Source organism: Arthrobacter horti, assembly GCF_030731045.1.
Classification (GTDB): Bacteria; Actinomycetota; Actinomycetes; order Actinomycetales; family Micrococcaceae; genus Arthrobacter_E; species Arthrobacter_E nanjingensis.
Window position 1 is genome coordinate 1 of record NZ_JAVALS010000013.1, and the last position, 17,397, is coordinate 17,397.

General features: G+C 69.2%; 14 protein-coding genes. 3 read left to right on the forward strand and 11 right to left on the reverse strand.

From position 1 onward, the window contains the following. Window positions 1–159: 159 nt before the first annotated feature. The 3 genes from hutI to tdh form a co-directional block, all read right to left on the reverse strand. The gene (gene hutI, locus Q9R02_RS14125) at window positions 160–1,365 is read right to left on the reverse strand and encodes an imidazolonepropionase (RefSeq protein ID WP_305997347.1); all 1,206 of its coding nucleotides are present in this window, start codon (window positions 1,363–1,365) and stop codon (window positions 160–162) included. A gap of 166 nt (window positions 1,366–1,531) precedes the next feature. Next, on the reverse strand, window positions 1,532–2,746 hold the full coding sequence (locus Q9R02_RS14130; protein ID WP_305997348.1) for a glycine C-acetyltransferase: 1,215 nt from the start codon (window positions 2,744–2,746) through the stop codon (window positions 1,532–1,534). Between the two features lie 100 nt (window positions 2,747–2,846). Then, on the reverse strand, window positions 2,847–3,893 hold the full coding sequence (gene tdh, locus Q9R02_RS14135) for an L-threonine 3-dehydrogenase (protein ID WP_305997349.1): 1,047 nt from the start codon (window positions 3,891–3,893) through the stop codon (window positions 2,847–2,849). A 175-nt stretch (window positions 3,894–4,068) separates the two neighbouring features. Between tdh and Q9R02_RS14140 the strand changes: the two genes are divergently transcribed. Beyond that, window positions 4,069–5,403 (forward strand): amidohydrolase family protein, encoded by a 1,335-nt coding sequence (locus Q9R02_RS14140; protein WP_305997350.1) that lies wholly within the window; start codon window positions 4,069–4,071, stop codon window positions 5,401–5,403. Window positions 5,404–5,489: 86 nt separating this feature from the next. After that, a complete protein-coding gene (locus Q9R02_RS14145) occupies window positions 5,490–6,422 on the forward strand; it encodes a LysR family transcriptional regulator (RefSeq protein ID WP_305997351.1) in 933 nt (310 codons plus the stop codon). A 3-nt stretch (window positions 6,423–6,425) separates the two neighbouring features. Here Q9R02_RS14145 and Q9R02_RS14150 read toward each other — a convergent pair whose 3' ends face one another. From Q9R02_RS14150 to Q9R02_RS14180, 7 genes are all read right to left on the reverse strand, one after another. After that, window positions 6,426–7,595, reverse strand: coding sequence for a Gfo/Idh/MocA family protein (locus Q9R02_RS14150; protein WP_305997352.1), 1,170 nt, complete (start codon window positions 7,593–7,595; stop codon window positions 6,426–6,428). Window positions 7,596–7,679: 84 nt separating this feature from the next. Continuing rightward, entirely contained in the window at window positions 7,680–8,744 is a 1,065-nt protein-coding gene (locus Q9R02_RS14155; protein WP_305997353.1) for a LacI family DNA-binding transcriptional regulator, read from the reverse strand. A gap of 102 nt (window positions 8,745–8,846) precedes the next feature. Continuing rightward, the gene (locus Q9R02_RS14160; RefSeq protein ID WP_305997354.1) at window positions 8,847–10,502 is read right to left on the reverse strand and encodes a type 2 periplasmic-binding domain-containing protein; all 1,656 of its coding nucleotides are present in this window, start codon (window positions 10,500–10,502) and stop codon (window positions 8,847–8,849) included. Between the two features lie 29 nt (window positions 10,503–10,531). Then, entirely contained in the window at window positions 10,532–11,416 is an 885-nt protein-coding gene (locus Q9R02_RS14165) for a carbohydrate ABC transporter permease (RefSeq protein WP_305997396.1), read from the reverse strand. A 101-nt stretch (window positions 11,417–11,517) separates the two neighbouring features. After that, window positions 11,518–12,396, reverse strand: a complete 879-nt coding sequence (locus Q9R02_RS14170) for an ABC transporter permease (protein WP_305997397.1) — start codon at window positions 12,394–12,396, stop codon at window positions 11,518–11,520. A 305-nt stretch (window positions 12,397–12,701) separates the two neighbouring features. Continuing rightward, window positions 12,702–14,387 carry an FAD-binding dehydrogenase gene (locus Q9R02_RS14175; protein ID WP_305997355.1) on the reverse strand — a complete coding sequence of 562 codons (1,686 nt, stop codon included), beginning with the start codon at window positions 14,385–14,387 and terminating at the stop codon, window positions 12,702–12,704. A 96-nt stretch (window positions 14,388–14,483) separates the two neighbouring features. After that, window positions 14,484–15,290, reverse strand: coding sequence for a hypothetical protein (locus tag Q9R02_RS14180; protein WP_305997356.1), 807 nt, complete (start codon window positions 15,288–15,290; stop codon window positions 14,484–14,486). Between the two features lie 46 nt (window positions 15,291–15,336). Between Q9R02_RS14180 and Q9R02_RS14185 the strand changes: the two genes are divergently transcribed. Next, window positions 15,337–16,203: an AlbA family DNA-binding domain-containing protein gene (locus tag Q9R02_RS14185; protein WP_305997357.1), complete on the forward strand. Its 867-nt coding sequence runs from the start codon at window positions 15,337–15,339 to the stop codon at window positions 16,201–16,203. 18 nt (window positions 16,204–16,221) lie between these two features. Here the strand turns inward: Q9R02_RS14185 and Q9R02_RS14190 are convergent, their stop codons facing one another. Further along, a complete protein-coding gene (locus Q9R02_RS14190) occupies window positions 16,222–17,232 on the reverse strand; it encodes an isopenicillin N synthase family dioxygenase (RefSeq protein WP_305997358.1) in 1,011 nt (336 codons plus the stop codon). Between the last annotated feature and the right edge of the window lie 165 nt (window positions 17,233–17,397).

Below are 17,397 nucleotides of genomic sequence, written 5' to 3' on the forward strand. Positions count from 1 at the left end.
CGAGACCGAACGGCTGTTGAACATCCGGCCCCGCAAAACCCTCCACTGGGACACCCCACGTGAAAGACTGACCCAACTGATCGACAGTGTTGCGCTAACCCCTTGAAACCGCCCAGGTTTTAGGGGCGTCAGCTGTTCTCTCGCGTGAGCGTTGGCGGCTCAGACCACCTGCGCGCCCGCCTGCCACACGGCGTGCGTCAGCGGCATGCCGGGACGGTAGGCCAGGTGCGTGGCGCTCGGCGCGTTGAGCAGGTGCAGGTCTGCGCGGTGCCCGACGGCGATGGAGCCGACGGCGCGGCGGCCGTCCACGTCGTCGCCGACTTCGCGGTGGAGGGCCAGTGCGCCGCCGAAGGTCGCGGCGCGCACGGCCTCGTGGACGCTCAGGCCCATCTGCAGCACGGCGGTGGTGACGCAGTAGTTCATGGCGCTCGTGTAGCTCGTGCCCGGGTTGAGGTTGGAGGCGATGGCCACCTGGACGCCGGCGTCGAGCAGGCGGCGGGCCGGCGCGAGCGGTTCGCGGGTGGACAGATCACAGGCGGGCAGGCAGGTGGCGACGGTCCCGCGGGGGCCGCGGCCGCCGTCGTACTGATCCCAGCTCTGCGCGAGCGCCAGGACGTCCGCGTCCTCCAGGTAGTTCACGTGGTCCACGCTCGCGGCGCCGAGTTCGACGGCGAGGCGCACGCCGGCGCCCGGGCCGAGCTGGTTGCCGTGCACGCGCAGCTTGAGGCCGGCGGCGGCGCAGGCCTCAAGGACGCGGCGGGACTGGGCCTCGTCGAAGGCGCCGCGCTCACAGAAGACGTCCGCCCACTGGGCGTGGGGCGCGACGGCGGCGAGCATGGGGCCGACCACCTCGTCCACGTACGCTTCCGGCTCAGCGCCCTTGGGGACCAGGTGGGCGCCGAGGAAGGTGACCTCGTCCGCCACCTGAGAGGTGACGCGGGCGATGGCGGCCTCGTGCTCGGTGCTCAGCCCGTAGCCGGTCTTGGCCTCCAGGTAGGTGGTGCCGCCGCGCAAGGCCTCGGCACGGCGGGCCCGGGCGAGCTCCAGCAACTCGGCGTCCGTGGCGGCGCGCGTGGCGTTCATGGTGACGCCGATGCCGCCGGCGCTGTAGCTCTCCCCGGCCATGCGGGCTTCGAACTCGGCGGTGCGGTCGCCGGCGAAGACCAGGTGCGTATGGGAGTCCACCCAGCCCGGGAGCAAGGCGCGGCCCTGGGCGTCGTGGACGGTGTCCGCGGCGGGCGCGTCGGCGGCCTGCCCGATCCAGGAGATGCGCTCTCCTTCGACGACGACGGCGGCGTCCTTCAGAACCCGGCGCTCGGCGTCCTGGGTCATGAGTTCGGCGATATTGGTGATCAGGAGGCTCATGGTTCCCATTCTTCCGGGCCGAGCGTGTCCCGCGCCTCACCCCCACGCCGAGCCATGTCCGGTATCCCAGACCTACGCCGGGCCCCTTAACCATCGATTGCTCCGTAGATGTCGTTCTGAGGGTTCAAAACGACATCTACGGAGCAGTCGATGAAGGCGGCGTGGCTCAGACGGACTCGGCGCGCGCGGCGACGAACGCCTGGACGCAGGCCTCCACATCCTCCGGGGTGTGCCGCGCGGAGAGCTGGACGCGGATGCGGGCCGCGCCGCGGGGCACCACGGGGAAGCTGAACGCTGTCACGAAGACGCCGTGGTCCAACATCGCGGCGGCGACCTTGGCGGCCAGCACGGCGTCGTGGAACATCACCGGGATGATGGCGTGCTCGCCGTCGAGCAGCTCGAAGCCCTCTTCAAGCATGCGACGGCGGAACAGGGCGGCGTTCTCGAACAGCCGCGTGCGCAGCTCGGCGGAGCCGTGGACCAGTTCCAGCGCCTTGAGGGTGGCGGCGACGATGGCCGGGGCCAGCGAGTTGGAGAACAGGTACGGCCGGGCCTTCTGACGGAGCATGGCGACGATCTCGGAGCGGCCGGAGACATAGCCGCCGGACGCGCCTCCCAGGGCCTTGCCGAAGGTGCCGGTGTAGATGTCCACGCGGTCGCTGACGCCCGCGTGCTCGGGAGTGCCGGCACCGGTGGGGCCCATGAAGCCGACGGCGTGGGAGTCGTCCACCATGACCAGCGCGCCGTACTTGTCCGCCAGATCGCAGATCTCACGCAGCGGGGCCAGGTAGCCGTCCATGGAGAACACCCCGTCGGTCACGATCACCACGCGTCGCGCGGCGGGCATTCCCTCGGCGTCAGTGGTGGCCTCCTGCAGCTTGGCCTCCAGGTCCGCCATGTCCTGGTTGGCGTAGCGGAAGCGGCGTGCCTTGGAGAGGCGAATGCCGTCGATGATGGAGGCGTGATTCAGGGCGTCGGAGACGATGGCGTCCTCCGGGCCGAAGAGCGACTCGAACACGCCGCCGTTGGCGTCGAAGCAGCTGGAGAACAGGATGGTGTCCTCGGTGCCCAGGAACTCGGAGACCTTCCGCTCGAGCTCCAGGTGCAGGTCCTGGGTGCCGCAGATGAAGCGCACGGAGGCCATGCCGAAGCCGTGCGTGTCCATGGCGTCCTTGGCGGCGGTGATGATCTCCGGGTGGTCCGCCAGGCCGAGGTAGTTGTTGGCGCAGAAGTTGAGCACCTCACGCGTGGGGGCGCCCAGTGGACCCGCGGTGATGCGGTTGGACTGGGCGGAGGTGATGTTGCGCTCTTCCTTGAAGAGCCCGGCGCCGCGGATCTCATCGAGTTCTGAGGCGAGCTGGTCCTTGATCAGGCCGTACATGAGTGAGTCCTTTCAGTTCTTCCCAACTGGTCGGGCCCATCTGTCGTTTTGAGGTCTTCATTCCGACAGTTCGGCCCGACCAGTTGGCCAGGAAGTGGGCTTAGACGGTGCGCCAGTCGAGCACGACCTTGCCGCCGTGTCCGCCGCGGGCGGCCTCGAAGCCCTTCTCCCACTCGGTGGCGGGCAGGACGTCGGTGATGACGGCGGAGATGTTGCGGTGCAGCGTGGGGTTGGAGGAGAGCATGGCGCTCATGGCATACCAGGTCTCGAACATCTCACGGCCGTAGATGCCCTTGAGGGTCAGCATGTGGGTGACCACCTTGCCCCAGTCGATGTCGATCGACTGGCTGGGCAGGCCGAGCATGGCGATCCGGCCGCCGTGGTTCATGTTCTCGATCATCTCCGGCAGCGCCGTGGGGTGACCGGACATCTCCAGGCCGATGTCGAAGCCCTCACGCATGCCGAGTTCACGCTGGGCGTCGCGGATACGCATCTTGGAGACGTCGACGGCGAGGTCCACTCCCATGGAGCGGGCGAGTTCCAGCCGGCTCGGGGAGACGTCCGTGATGGCGATCTTGCGGGCTCCGGCGTGGCGGGCCACGGAGATGGCCATGAGGCCGATGGGGCCGGCGCCGGTGATGAGGACGTCCTCGCCAACCAGCGGGAAGCTCAGCGCGGTGTGCACGGCGTTGCCGAACGGGTCGAAGACGGCGCCGAGCTCGGCGGTCACGCTGGGATCCTGGTGGACCCAGACGTTCTCCTCCGGGATGACGACGTACTCGGCGAAGGCCCCGTCCCGCTGGACGCCCACGCTGGAGGTGTGGATGCACATCTGGCGGCGGCCGGCGCGGCAATTGCGGCAGATGCCGCAGACCACGTGGCCCTCGCCGGAGACGCGGTCGCCGACCTTGACGTCACGGACGTCCTCGCCGATCTCCACGACCTCGCCGTAGAACTCGTGGCCGGCGATGAGCGGGGCTTCGATGGTGCTGGCCGCCCAGGCGTCCCAGGACTGGATGTGCAGATCGGTTCCGCAGATGCCGGTGGTGTGCACGCGGATCTTGACGTCACCCGGCCCGGCGGTGGGTTCGGGACGGTCCACGAGTTCGAATCCGGGGTGGGCGCCGGACTTGTAAAGAGCCTTCATGGCTTCCATTAGATGCCCCTCGAAGGCTTAGAACAAGCTCAAGTATCTCACTTGACAGTTTAGTTTTTCTTCATCGTATTGCGATGCGGCTCACAGGGTGGCATGACGTGCGCTATATTTGGTATCCCAAACAGAGTGAGCGGCACCACGGTTCACGCACCCCCAAGGAGACCTCATGTGCACCCATGACCACAACAGCGGCCCCACGCTGCCCTCCGGCCTGTCCCGCCGGGGCGTCCTGGCCGGCGCCGCCGCCCTCGCCGGCATCTCCGCCACCGTCGCGTCCCAGCTGGCCATGGCCCCCGCGGCCCAGGCCGACGGCCGCCCGGCCGCGCCCTCCTACCCCGGCAAGCCCCCGGTCACCGGCGCCGTCATCATCGAGGGCGGCACCATCGTGGACCCGCTCACCGGCACAGCGCTGGAGGACGGCGTGCTGGTGCTCGACGGCGGCAGCGTCGTCGCCGTCGGATCCCGCGACACGACGCGCAAGGCCGTGGCCGCCGTCGCCAAGCGCGCCACCGTGCTGAACGCGCACGGCCGCTGGGTGGTCCCCGGCCTGGTCGACGCCCACATCCATGCCAACGGCCTGGAGGACGTCCGGCTGCACCTGCAGAACGGCACCACCAGCGTCCGCAGCGGCAGCAGCACCTTCTACCAGGACGTGGCCCTCGCCGCGCTCCCCCAGTGGGCCCCGGGCCTGTCCCCCCGCATGCTCGCCGCCGGCCTGTTCGTCTCCCCGGAGCAGGGAGATTCCATCCTGGCGGACCCGGACCTGGCACCCCTGGCCGGGCTGAAGAACGGGATCCGGGAGGCGAAGGACCTCGCCTACTTCACCGGGATCAACCTGGCCCGTGGCGCCCAGGTGATCAAGACGCGCGCCAACCCGCGCGCCGGCATCCCCGAGCAGGACCCGCGCGAGCTCGTCTACGGCCGGGACCAGATCGCCGCGATCGTCAAGGCGGCCCGCGGCGCCGGCGTGCTCTGCCATGCCTACAGCGCCGAGGGCATCGACGGCGCCGTCCGCGGTGGCGTGAAGAGCATTGAGCACGGTGTCTACCTGACCGAGTCCACGATCGCGGAGATGGTCCGCCGCGGCACGTACTTCACCCCGACCCTGCAGGCCGTGGACAGCATGTCGGAGGACTCCAACCCCATCCTGGCCGCCCGAGGCAAGGAGTACACGCCCATCCACCAGGCGGCGGTGCGCGCCGCTCACGAGGCCGGCGTGACGGTCGTGGCCGGCACCGACTCCTTCGGCACCGACGTCACCCCGCTCGGCACCGAGGTGCGCCGTCTGCACGAGGCGGGCCTGTCCACGCTGGAGTCCCTCCGCGCGGCCACCACCTACTCCGCACGCCTCCTGGGCCTCGAGGGCAAGGCCGGCCGCTTCACGGTGGGCTCCTTCGCCGACGCCGTGGTGGTGGACGCCGACCCGCTGAGCGACGGCACGGCCCTGGAGAAGGTCAACTCCGTGGTGGCCCAGGGCGTCGTGGTCCGCAACGGCCTCTGAGGATCCTCCGGCGGCTGAAGGGTGGCCCGGACGGGCCACCCTTCAGCATTCCTTCATCGAAATCCTGGACGCTTTAGAATCCACTCATGGATATCCGTCAGCTCGAGGTCCTGCGCGAACTGGGTGAACTGGGCAGCGTGAAGGCCGTCGCGGAGGCCATGCTGGTCACCCCGTCCGCCGTCTCCCAGCAGCTCACCCTGCTCCAGCGCAGCGTCCGTGTGCCCCTGACCCGCAAGGACGGGCGGACCCTGGTGCTCACCGAGGCCGGCGAGGTGCTCGCGGACGCGGGGGCCGCCGTCGTCGCGGCGATGGCCCAGGCCCGCGCCGCGATCGACGCCTTCCAGGAGGCCCCCGACGCCGCGGTCACGGTGAGCGGCTTCCACTCCGCCGGGCAGGCGCTCTTCGCGCCGCTGAGCCGGGAGCTCACCGGCCCGGACGCGGCAGGAGCGGCCCAGCCCCGCGTGCAGTTCACCGATGAGGACGTGGCCCAGCAGGACTTCCCGGCGCTCACCGCCCGCTACGATCTGGTCCTGGCCCACCGCATGGAGCACAGCCCGCCGTGGCCCACGGACCGTGTGGCCGTCATCGAACTGACCCGCGAGCCCCTGGACATCGCCCTGCCCGCGGACCACCCCCTGGCCAGGCACCCGAAACTCAGCGCCCGGGACGTGGCGCGCGAATCCTGGGTGACCAGCCGCCCCGGCTACTCCCCCGATGACGTGCTGACCGCCGTCGCGGCCCTGGCCAGCACGCCGCTGCGCATCGTGCACCGCATCAACGACTACTCGACCGTCGCCGCGCTGGTGGCCGGCGGAGGGGTGCTGGGACTGCTGCCCCGGTACACCTCTCGCGCGGCCCTGGGACAGCAGCTGCCCGACGGCGTGGTGCTGCGGCCGCTGGCCGATCTGGACACCCGCCGCTGCATCGACCTGCTGGCCCGCCCGGAGGCCCTGGAGCGGCGCAGCGTGCGCCGCGTGGCCGAGGCCTTCCGGACGGTCATGGCCGGCCTGGTGGACTGACACTCAGGCGCTCTGCCCCCGCTCGAAGTACTCCACCAGCTCCGGGTCCAGTTCCGGCACCGTGAGAGCCGAGCCGTCACCGCGCAGCGACTGCGCGGCGAGAATCCCCACGGCGACAGCCTGCCGGGCGGCGACCGGCGAGGTCTGGGTCTGCCCGCCGTCGCGCACGAAGCGCAGGAACTCGGCGATCAGCAGCGGGTCCGCGCCGCCGTGGCCGCCGTCGCCGTCCTGGATCTCCACCTCCAGGTCCGGAGCCGCGAAGCCGTAGGCGGTGCGGGTGTTCCACACCTTGATGGTCTCCCCCGGGCCGTCGCCGAAGTTCTCCATCCGCCCGGCCGTACCGATCACCGTGTAGTTGCGCCAGTAGTCCGGCGTGAAGTGGCACTGCTCGTAGGAGGCGAGCACCCCGTTGTCCAGGAGCATGTTCATCATGGAGATGTCCTCCACGTCGATCTCCTCCGCCAGGTCCGTCTGCGCGGCCGGCGGCCAGTTCTCCAGCGAGTACCACTCACCCATGCGGCGGTCCGAGTTGTCGCGGCGGCTGGCCACGTCCCCGTACACGGCGAGCGAACCGATGGCCGAGACACGCTTCGTGTAGCCGCCGGCCAGCCAGTGGATCACGTCCAGGTCATGCGCGCCCTTCTGCAGGAGCAGCGAGTTCACATTGCGGCGCTGGGCGTGCCAGTCCTTGAAGTAGTAGTCGCCGCCGTTGCCCACGAAATGCCGGCACCACACGGCCTTGACCTCGCCGATCAGGCCCTGCTTGATGAGGTCCCGCATCTGGGTCACCACGGGCATGTGCCGCATGTTGTGCCCCACATACAGCCGGGTCCCGGTCTCGCGGGCCGTGGTGAGGATGGCGTCGGCGGCCTCGAGCGTGACGTCCAGCGGCTTCTCGCAGAACGTCGCAATGCCGGCGGTGAGCGTCTGGACCGCGACGGCGGCGTGCTGGTTGTCCGGGGTCAGCACCAGGACGGCGTCGACGCCGGAGTCCAGGACGTCCTGCAGCTCACCGGTGACGGTGGCGTCCGGGAGAGCGCGGGCGGCGTCGGCGCGGCCGCGCTCGCTCGTGTCGCAGACAAGGGTGACGCGCGATCCTTCGCCGGGCTTGTGAGCGTGGCGCCACAGCCCGGAGCGCAGGCCGAAACCGACCACGGCTACGGAGAGATCCATGAGTGATGTTCCTTTGCTTGTTGAGTTGTCCGGCCGCGCGTTGAGTGCTCACTTGTGGCGGCTTTGGCGCGGTCCAGGCCGCCACTACTGAGCACTCAGCGGGGCGGCATGGCCGGTGGAGGCCCGTTCCCAGACCTTCCAGGGGAAGTCGTGCAGATGGCCGACGGCGCGCTGATCCGTGGCGATGTCCACCATGAGTTCGGCGATGGCACCCAGGACGTTCGTGGGGCCCGCACTGGTCAGAGGGGGCTGCAGGCGCTCTCCCGCCAAGGTGTTGCCCACCCCAGCGATGGCGACATCCCGGCCCACTTCCAGCCCCAGGCTCTGGGCGGCGTGGACCGCGCTGATGGCGATGTAGTCGCTGGTGGCGTAGACGGCCCTCGGACGGTCCGCCTGCCCCAGCAGCGCCAGGGCCCCGGCGTAGGCCGACTCGGGGGTGCCTTCGATGTCCGCCACCCGGTTCGCCGCCGCCGCGGTGCCGCGCGCCGCGAGCGCCGCGTGGAACGCCGCCGCACGGCCCCGGTCCGTACGGGACGCTCCGGGGCCGAGGCACGCGACGTCGTCCCAGCCGTCCAGGAGGTGCTCCACCAGTTCGCGGCAGCCTCCCAGATCGTCCGAGCGGACCACGTCGAAGCCGTCCGGCTCCACGGTGGAGTCGAAGACCACCAGCTTGGCGCCACGGCCCGCGAGGCGGGACAGCGCGTCCCGCTGCTCGGGGCGGACGGCGTCGATGAAGACCGCGTCCGCCTGGTTCCGTTCCAGCGCGACGTTCCAGTCGTCGTCGGCCATGATGAGCGGGGTGAGATCGTGGCGGCGGGCGGCCGCACTGACAGCCTCCACCACTTCCAGGCTCCAAGGGTCCCGGAGCATGGTCATGGACAGCAGCACGGTCTGGGTCTTGCCGGTCCGGACCGCGCGGGCGGCCTGATTGGGCCGGTAGCCCAGCTGCTCCGCGGCGTCCCGGACACGCTGAGTGGTCTCCTCCTTCACGCCCGGGCCTTTGCCACCGGTTCCCCGGCCGGACAGGACGTAGGAGACGGTGGCCGTGGAGACTCCCGCCAGCTCCGCCACCATGCGGATGGTGGGCCGGACCGCGGGACGTGCCGTGGCCTCTCCCGTGGTGGTTCCGGATGCCGTGCTCTCACTCATGATCCGCTTCATCCCCCTTCGTTCGCCGATCGTTCCGTCCACCGCGCGGTGGGCCTGCGGCCACTTTAGCCAAGCACGCCCACCGCACGGTGGTCCCCGCGCCTACTGCCGGAAGACCGGCACATCGGAGGACAGCTGCGACTGGTATTCGTCGCGGATCTTGCTGCCACCGGCGTTCTTCCACCGGGTGACGGCGTCCTTGAGCTCGCCCACCGGCGCGCGGCCGGTGATGATGTCCACCACCTTGTCCCGGAACTGCTTGGTGATCTTGGCACCCAGCTTCGCGTTGGTGTCCGAGTACGTCCCGTTCGTCGGGTTGCGCCAGGCGAGCTCCAGGAGCTTCTTCTGCTGCTGGTTGATGTACTTGGTGTCCTGGTCATAGCCCGGGTTGAAGATCACGTTCTCCGGGCTGGACATGATGTTCAGTGCGGAGGCCAGGCCGGGGATGTCGGTGGCTCCGGTGGCGGTGAACGCCGGATTGCCCTGGGCGTCCACGGTGTAGTCCTGGCCCTCGGTGCCGAAGTTCTTCTGCATGTACTCCACGGTGCCGAACGGCGCGGACAGGTAATTGATGAGGGCCAGGAGCTCCCGGATCCTCCCCTCGTCCGTCTTCTTGAAGGGAGTGAATCCGACCGTGCCGTAGCCCATGTCGTAAGTGGGCTTGACCTTGCCGTCTGCGCTGAACGGGACCAGGATGTCGAAGGCCTGGTCCTTGTTGAAGGCCCGGTACGCCTTGAGGTCGTGCGGGCCGACCAGAACCTGGGCGGCCACGCTGCCATTTGCCACGCGGTTGCGGATGTCAGGGACGTTGACGTCCGGGTAGAAGACCCCGGCGGCGAACATCTTGGCCATGAACTCCACTCCGGCCGCGTACTCATCCGTTTCGAAGATGTACGTCAGGCTCCGGTCCTTGTTGACGGCCCAGCCGTTCGGGGCGCCGTACCATTCGGTGACCATGTGGAGCATGTTCACGTAGGCGGGTTCCAGGGCGTACTTCTTCTCGGCCGGGCGGGTCAGTTCCTTGGCCTTGGCCAGGAACTCGTCCGCGCTGGCGGCGGTCAGGCCGCCCACCGTGTCCCAGACGTCGTGCCGGCCGGACATGATCTGGCCGAACGGGGTGCTGGGGATCGGCGCGCCCCAGATCTTGCCGTTGACCACGGCCGTCTTCCAGGAGTCCGGCTTGAGGGCGGCCAGGTTGGGGTACTCCAGGACCGCGTCGCCGGAGAGGTACTTGGTGAGGTCCTGGAACTTGGCCTCCAGCATGGGGCCGACGTTCGGAATGCCCTGGTTCGGCGGGACCCACATCATGTCCGGAAGGTCGTCGCTGGCCAGGACGGTGGCGAACTTGGCCGGGTAGCCGTCCCCGATGTCTTCGGCGATCTGGAGGTTCAGTTCACCGCCCAGGGCCTGGTTGAGGCGCTGCCAGAAGGCGTTGTCCTTCATGCCCGGGCTCATGGTCTCGAACGTCTCGGTGAGGCCCGTGACCTTGCCGGTCAGGGGCTTGTCCTTGACGGAGACCACCGGCTTGGGGAGCTTGAAGAACGCGGCCTGCAGGCCCTTGGCGTCACCGGCGAGATCCGGGGTGACGCCCGTGAATTCCTTGTACGTGGGGAGCTTGACGCCGGCGGAGGCGGCCGCGCCGCCGCTTCCGCCGGCGCTGCCGCCGCCACAGGCGGACAGGCCCACCGTGGCGACGGCCAGGCCTGCCAGGCCCAGGAAGCCACGGCGGCTGACGCCGGAGGATGAGAGGGTGCTCATAGGGGTGCCTTTCGTAGGAGGAGCGGGTGTCAGCCCTTCACCGCGCCCGTGAGGACGCCCTTGGTGAAGTGCTTCTGGAGGAACGGGTAGACCAGGAGGATCGGGACCAGGGCCACGACCACCACGGCCATCTGGATGGACTGGCTCGGCGGGACACTGGAGACACCCAGGCCGTCCGCCGCGCCGGAGCCCTGCACCACGAAGTTGCGCAGGAGCAGCTGGATGGGCCACTTGGCGTGGTCGTTGATGTACAGCAGGGCGTTGAAGAAGGAGTTCCAGAACGCCACCGCGTAGAACAGGCCGACGACGGCGATCACCGCCTTGGACAGCGGCAGCACGATGCGCCACAGGATCTGCCAGTCGCTGGCGCCGTCGATGCGCGCGCTCTCGATGAGCTCGGCAGGGATGTTCATGAAGAACGAACGCATCACCACGAAGTTGAAGGCGCCGAAGATGCCCGGGAGGATGAGCGACCACAGGGAGTCCAGCAGGCCCAGCTGCCGGATCATGAGGAAGCTGGGGATCAGGCCCGGCGCGAACAGGAGCGTGAACAGGACCGCCAGGATGACGGGCCGGCCGAACAGCACGGGGCGGCTGGTGGCATAGGCCATGGTGATGGTGACGAAGAGCGCCAGGACGGTGCCGATGATCGTGATGAAGGCGCTCACGCCGAGGGAGCTGATCACCATGGGACCGGCGAAGATCGTCTCGTAGGCCTTGAACGTGGGCCGCTCGGGCCAGAGGACGAAGCCGCCGGCCTGGGCGAGCTGCCGGTCATCCGCCAGGGAGGTGGAGACCACCAGGAGGATCGGCACCAGGATGGATGCGCTGAACAGGACCAGGATGACGGCCTTGACGCTCTGATAGAGCGCGGAGGGGCGTTCCTTCCAGGCCGGCCGCTGGGAGTCTCGCATGACGGCGGCCCTCCCCCGGGCGCTGCGACGTGCGCTCAGGCTGCCGTCCGGACGGCCGCCGGTGGCCGACGTCGTCGTCGTTTCAGTGGTGAGGGTGCTCATCAGCGGACCTTCCTGGCGAAGATCCCGTCCTCGCCGAACTTGTGGGCCAGGGCGTTGGCGGCCCAGATGAGGACCAGACTGACCACGCCCTTGGCGAGGCCGGCCGCGGCGCCGGAGCTCCAGCCGCCGCCCACCACGCCGGTGTAGTAGGTGAAGGTGTCCAGCACTTCGGCGGCGCCCGCGCCGACGGCGTCGCGCTGGAGGATGAACTGCTCGAAGCCCACCGAGAGGATGTCCCCGATCCGCAGGATGAGCAGCAGGATGATCACGGGCCGCAGGCCTGGCAGGGTGATGTGCCACATGCGGCGCCAGCGGCCGGCGCCGTCGGCGGCCGCCGCCTCATAGAGGGAGACGTCGATGCTGGCCAGGGCGGCCAGGAAGATGATCATGGCCCAGCCGGCGTCCTTCCAGATCATCTGGGCCACCACCAGGACGGGGAAGGTGTCCGGGTTGGTCATGAACGGGATGGCGTCCAGGCCGAACTGGCGCAGGGTGTTGTTGATGAAACCGGCGCCGCCGAGCATCTGCTGGAAGAGGGCGATGACCAGGACCCAGGAGAGGAAGTGCGGCAGGTACGCGATGCTCTGGAAGATCCGGCGGATGCGCATGCTCATGAGCGAATCGACGATCAGCGCCAGGACCAGCGGCACCGGGAAGAGGAACACCAGCTGCCAGGCCGCCAGGTAGAGCGTGTTCCAGAGGGCGTGGAGGAAGTCCGGGTTGCTGAACAGGTCAACGAAGTTCTGCCAGCCGGCCCACTCGCTGTCCTTGATGCCCAGGAACGGCTGGTAGTCCTGGAAGGCGATGACGTTGCCCAGAATGGGGAGGTAGAAGAACAGCAGCAGGAACAGGATGCCGGGCACCATCATGAGCAGCATCTGGCGGTCCTGCTTCAGCTGGACACGGAAGGGCTTCTTGTCGCTACGGGCGGAGGCCGACGGCGACGGCGGCCTCTTGCGCTGGGCGGTGAGTGTCATGGGATCTCCGAGGGTCAACGGCCGTTCGGCCTGCGCTCTCACGTTGAGTTAATCGATTAAGTTCTTAATCGATTAACCGATCGTATGTGACGCGGGTCTCATGCGCAAGAGCGGATGTGAGCATGCCATACCGGGCGTTGAGTGCTCAGTAGTGGCGGCTTGCCGGCGGGATATCCCGCCACAAGTGAGCACTCAGCGGGACAGCGCTACAGCCTCCCGGCCAGATCCCGTCCGGCCTTCAGGCCCGTGAAGATGCAGCCGCCCAGGAAGGTCCCCTCAAGGGCCTTGTAGCCATGCACACCCCCGCCGCCGAATCCCGCGGCCTCACCCACAGCGTAGAGCCCGGGTACGGGGTGGCCGTCGGCGTCGAGCGCGCGGCTGGCGAGATCCGTCTGCAGCCCACCCAGGCTCTTGCGGGTCAGGACGTGCAGCTTCACGGCCACCAGTCCCTTGGCCGGGTGCCCGGACTCGTCCAGGAACTCATGCGGCCGGGCCACCCGCATGAACCGGTCCCCCAGGTACCGCCGGGCGTTGTGCACGCTCTGCGCCTGCGGGTCCTTGGAGAACGGGTTGCGGAACTCGGCGTCGCGCAGCCTGATCGCCTCCAGCACGGTCCGTTCGTCCAGTTCGGCCCCCGGTGCCAGGCGGTTCATGCCCCGCACCAGAGCCGCCACCGAGTCCGCGGACACGAAGTCCGGCCCATGGTCCACGAAGGCCTGCACCGGACCCGGCACGCCTCCACCCAGCCGCGAGCTCAGCACGGCCAGACGGTCCCGCCCGGTGATGTCCGGATTCTGCTCCGATCCGGACAAGGCGAACTCCTTCGCCAGAACGGCGCGGCTGACGATGAACCAGGAGTGGTCGTGCTCCACCAGCTCAGGCGTGGCCCGCAGGATCTTGAGCGTCCCGAGCGTGTCATGCCCGGGCAGCCCCGGAACCGGCAGCCGACGGCCCAGCGCATCGAGCCACAGGGGTGATGGCCCGGGCAGGATGCGGATCCCGTGCTGCGGCCACACCGGGGCCCAGTTCCTGATCCCCTCCGTGTAGTGCCACATCCGGTCCCGGTTGACCAGCCGGGCGCCCGCCGCCTCCGCGGGGGCGAGCATGCTGCCGTCCACATACGCGGGCACACCGGAGAGCATCTCCCGCGGCGGCGTGCCCAGCCGTGCCGGCCAGAACCTGCGCACCATCTCGTGATTGCCGCCGATCCCGCCGCTCGCGAGCACCACCGCCTGCGCCCTCAGCTCGAAGGTCCCCACCGCCTCGTGCCGGGTCGCCGCACCCCGCGGCCTGTCGTCGTCGTTCAGCACATCGCCGTGGACGCCGACGACGACGCCCGCCTCCGTGAGCAGGCCGCGCACCGCGTGCCGGTGGCGGAAGCCGAGCGAGCCGGCGTCGGAGGCCGCCAGGGCGGCGTCGGCAAAGGGCTTCACGACGCCGGTCCCGGTGCCCCAGGCCACATGGAACCGGGGCACGGAGTTACCGTGGCCACCCACCAGGCCGTCACCGCGTTCCGCCCAGCCGACCACCGGGGTCAGCTCGATTCCCACGGTTTTCAACCAGACGTGCTTCTCGGCCGTGGCGAACTCGACGTACGCGCGGCCCCAGCGCTCCGCCCAGGCGTCCTGATCCCCCGGACCGTCCAGACGGTCCCAGCCGGCGCTGCCCTGCCAGTCCCGCCAGGCCAGGTCGAACGAGTCCTTGACCCGCAGGCGCCGTTGCTCGGGGCTGTCCACCAGGAAGAGGCCGCCGAAGGACCACCAGGCCTGACCGCCCAGATCCTGCGGCCCCTGCTGGTCCACGATGATCACGCGTTTCCCCGCCCGGACCAGCTCGCGGGCTGCGACCAGCCCGGACAGTCCGTGCCCCACCACGATCACGTCAGCGTCCATGGGGGCAGTCTACGCGGAGCACCTCCTCCCGCGAGAGGGCAATTGTTGCCGGCTTCACCGCCTCAGAGCGGCAACGCTTGTCCTCTCGCGGGGCCGTCAGTCGAGGATCACGGGGCGCAGGACCAGGACCGTGGCGTCGTCCGCCACTTCGGAGATCCGGGCCTGCTCGCGGCGCAGCTCCGTCATGAGTTCCAGCGCCCCCACCGGGTCGCTCACCCGGTCCAGGAACTCCGCCGCGGAAGCGACCAGCCCCAGATCCACGGCGCGCCAGGCACCGTCGCTCGCCAGTGCCACCAGCCGGGGCCGCTCGATCCGGGTCAGATCCGCACGGTCCGCCGCCTCCGGCTCACGGCGCGCCACCCAGAGATTGCCGTCCGTATTGCGCTGTTCGCGGTCCTTGCGCAGCGCCTCCCAGCGCACTTCGTCACTGACCTCGCGATCCCCGAGGGCGGCCAGGACCTTCCGGTCCGCGAGCTCGGCGAACACCTCGGTGGTGACCCCGGCGTCGTCGCGCACCAGCACGCGGCAGTCCGCCAGGGACGCGACCTCCACGGCGTCGCCGTCGAGGTGCACCACGGACACCGCGGCGCTCGGGAAGCGGATCCGCTCGGTCCCCACGATGGGCTGCGCGACGGCGTCGATACGGCGCAGCGCGGCGGCCAGCCGTTCCTTCGCGCGGAGGGGTCCCGACATCTTCCCCGTGGCCACGCGCGCCAGGGCGGTGGACAGGGCCTGTGCCAGCCACTGCGGATCCGAGGCGGCGGGCAGGCCCAGCGGTTCCAGGAGGGACGTGGCTCCGTCGATCACCCAGGCGTCCGGCCCGGCGAAGCCGCAGCTGTCCTCCTGGGGGTGGGCGTCGCCCTCGGTCTGGACTCGGGCCACGATCTCCCAGGAATGCGTCATGGGGTCCATTAAATCGGACGTCCGCCCTTGCGGTACGGTCGATCCCATGCCTCAGCCGCTTTCCGAATCCATGCTGACCGCCGCACTGGTCCTGCCCCTGGGCCTGCTCATCGCCTATGTGATCGGCCAGATCGCCCGGTGGATCGCCCGGAACTGGGTGACCATCAACACCCCCACCACCGTGGTGCTGTCCGTGGCCGGCATGTCGCTCGGGATGCTGTTCAGCACCGTGATGTTCCCGCGTTCCAAGCCCTGGAGCGTCGAGGTCCTGCTGCTGTCCATCGCGCTGACGGTGCTGCTGCTGTCGTTGTTCGCTGTGGTGGCCAAGCGCTTCCAACCGCCCAAGAAGGTGGCGGACGTCGACTCCCTCATCGCGCAGGGTGAAAGCCAGCGGGTGGAGTTCAAGTCCTCCGCCCGGTACAACCTTCACAGCAAGGTGCGGGACGAGAAGATCGAGCTGGTCATCGCCAAGACGGTGGCCGGTTTCCTCAACGCCGACGGCGGCACCCTCCTCATCGGGGTCAACGACGAAGGGCGCGTGGTGGGGCTGGCCCGGGACTTCAGCCTGATCAAGCAGGCGGATCCGGACCGCTACGAGCTGTGGCTGCGCGACTTCCTCTCCACGGTGGTGGGACAGACCACGGCAGCGCTGGCCCGCGTGGACTTCGCCCCGTACGAGGTGGACGGCGAGCAGACCTTCGTGTGCCGTGTGGTGTGCCCGCGCTCGCCCCGCCCGGTGTTCCTGGACCCGGGCAAGGGCAAGAACGACGAGTTCTGGGTCCGCAGCGGCAATTCGACCCGGCAGCTGGGTGTCCGGGACGCCTCCGACTACGTCATGTTCCAGTGGCCCCTCGGGGTGGGCCGGGCGATGACCGCCCAGCTCCGCTCCGCGGCTCGCGGCTCCGGCTGGTGAGCCGCGCCGCCTGAGGGCTCAGTTCAGCAGATCCGCATGCTGCGCAGCCACCACGTTCGGGTGGGCGCGCATCCGGTAGCGCAGGGCGTTGTCGCCATAGGTCTGCAGGATCGGGCTGTTGGTCGGGTCCACGGACAGGCCGCGGGCCTTCTCCTGGAACTCGGGGTTCTCCGCCAGCTGCGGCATGGTCGCATCCAGGGCCGGGTTGTAGAAGAACGGCACGGAGATGCGGTCCGTGCCGCGCAGCGGTGAGATCACGCGGTGCAGGGTGGCCTTGAGGTAACCGTTGGTGGCCAGCTCCAGCATCTCCCCGATGTTCACCACGAACGCACCCGGAACCTGCGGCGCATCGATCCAGTCGCCGTCGTGCTCCACCTGCAGGCCTCCCTTGCCCGGCTCCACCAGCAGCAGCGTGATGACGCCGCCGTCGCGGTGCTGGCCCACGCCCTGTTTGGGGTCCGGATCGGACTCGCCCGGGTAACGGACGATCTTCAGGACGGGGAAGGCCCGCTCCGCGAACGCCGCGTCGAAGGAGTCCTCCGGGGCGCCGAGCGAGAGGGCCAGGGCCCGCAGGAGCTCCAGGGAGATGACACTCAGACGGTCCATCCATTCGGTGACCACGGGCCGCATCTCCGGCAGCGTCTCCGGCCACAGATTCGGGCCCTCCAGACGCCAGTAGTCCGGGATGCCCGGACCGCGCTCCACGGCGGGCCGGTCCACGCCGACGTCGATCTGCTCGCGCCAGTCCACCTCACCCGCGGTCAGCTCCCCGCCCATGCGGGTGTAGCCGCGGAACTGCGGGCTGTTGGTGTTCTCCAGGGCGAGCTTCTGCTCCTCGGGCAGCTCGAAGAAGCGCCGGGACAGATCCAGGACCGCGTCGGTGAGTTCCTGCGGCACGCCGTGCCCGGTCAGGTACAGGAATCCGACTTCATGCATCGCGTCGCGGAGGTCATTGCGGAAACCCTCCGCCTCCTGGGGACCCGCGCTCAGGCGGGAGAAATCGAGAACGGGCAACGATTCGAGAGCCACTGCATTATTCCTATTCCACGAGGATTTGCAAGCCAGAGCCTGTAGTGGCACCAATGTTACGCGCGGACGGGCCGCGACGGCAGGGCCGCTTCATGCAACGAAACGTTCGTCATCGTATTGTTCCGGAGAACAGGAAAGGCCCGGAATTTCCTGCCGAAGAACATG

Coding starts and splice junctions, on each gene's coding strand:
- hutI (WP_305997347.1), bottom strand. CDS start 1,365: ATGAGCCTCCTGATCACCAATATCGCCGAACTCATGACCCAGGACGCC.
- Q9R02_RS14130 (WP_305997348.1), bottom strand. CDS start 2,746: ATGTACGGCCTGATCAAGGACCAGCTCGCCTCAGAACTCGATGAGATC.
- tdh (WP_305997349.1), bottom strand. CDS start 3,893: ATGAAGGCTCTTTACAAGTCCGGCGCCCACCCCGGATTCGAACTCGTG.
- Q9R02_RS14140 (WP_305997350.1), top strand. CDS start 4,069: ATGTGCACCCATGACCACAACAGCGGCCCCACGCTGCCCTCCGGCCTG.
- Q9R02_RS14145 (WP_305997351.1), top strand. CDS start 5,490: ATGGATATCCGTCAGCTCGAGGTCCTGCGCGAACTGGGTGAACTGGGC.
- Q9R02_RS14150 (WP_305997352.1), bottom strand. CDS start 7,595: ATGGATCTCTCCGTAGCCGTGGTCGGTTTCGGCCTGCGCTCCGGGCTG.
- Q9R02_RS14155 (WP_305997353.1), bottom strand. CDS start 8,744: ATGAGTGAGAGCACGGCATCCGGAACCACCACGGGAGAGGCCACGGCA.
- Q9R02_RS14160 (WP_305997354.1), bottom strand. CDS start 10,502: ATGAGCACCCTCTCATCCTCCGGCGTCAGCCGCCGTGGCTTCCTGGGC.
- Q9R02_RS14165 (WP_305997396.1), bottom strand. CDS start 11,416: ATGCGAGACTCCCAGCGGCCGGCCTGGAAGGAACGCCCCTCCGCGCTC.
- Q9R02_RS14170 (WP_305997397.1), bottom strand. CDS start 12,396: ATGCTGCTCATGATGGTGCCCGGCATCCTGTTCCTGCTGCTGTTCTTC.
- Q9R02_RS14175 (WP_305997355.1), bottom strand. CDS start 14,387: ATGGACGCTGACGTGATCGTGGTGGGGCACGGACTGTCCGGGCTGGTC.
- Q9R02_RS14180 (WP_305997356.1), bottom strand. CDS start 15,290: ATGACGCATTCCTGGGAGATCGTGGCCCGAGTCCAGACCGAGGGCGAC.
- Q9R02_RS14185 (WP_305997357.1), top strand. CDS start 15,337: ATGCCTCAGCCGCTTTCCGAATCCATGCTGACCGCCGCACTGGTCCTG.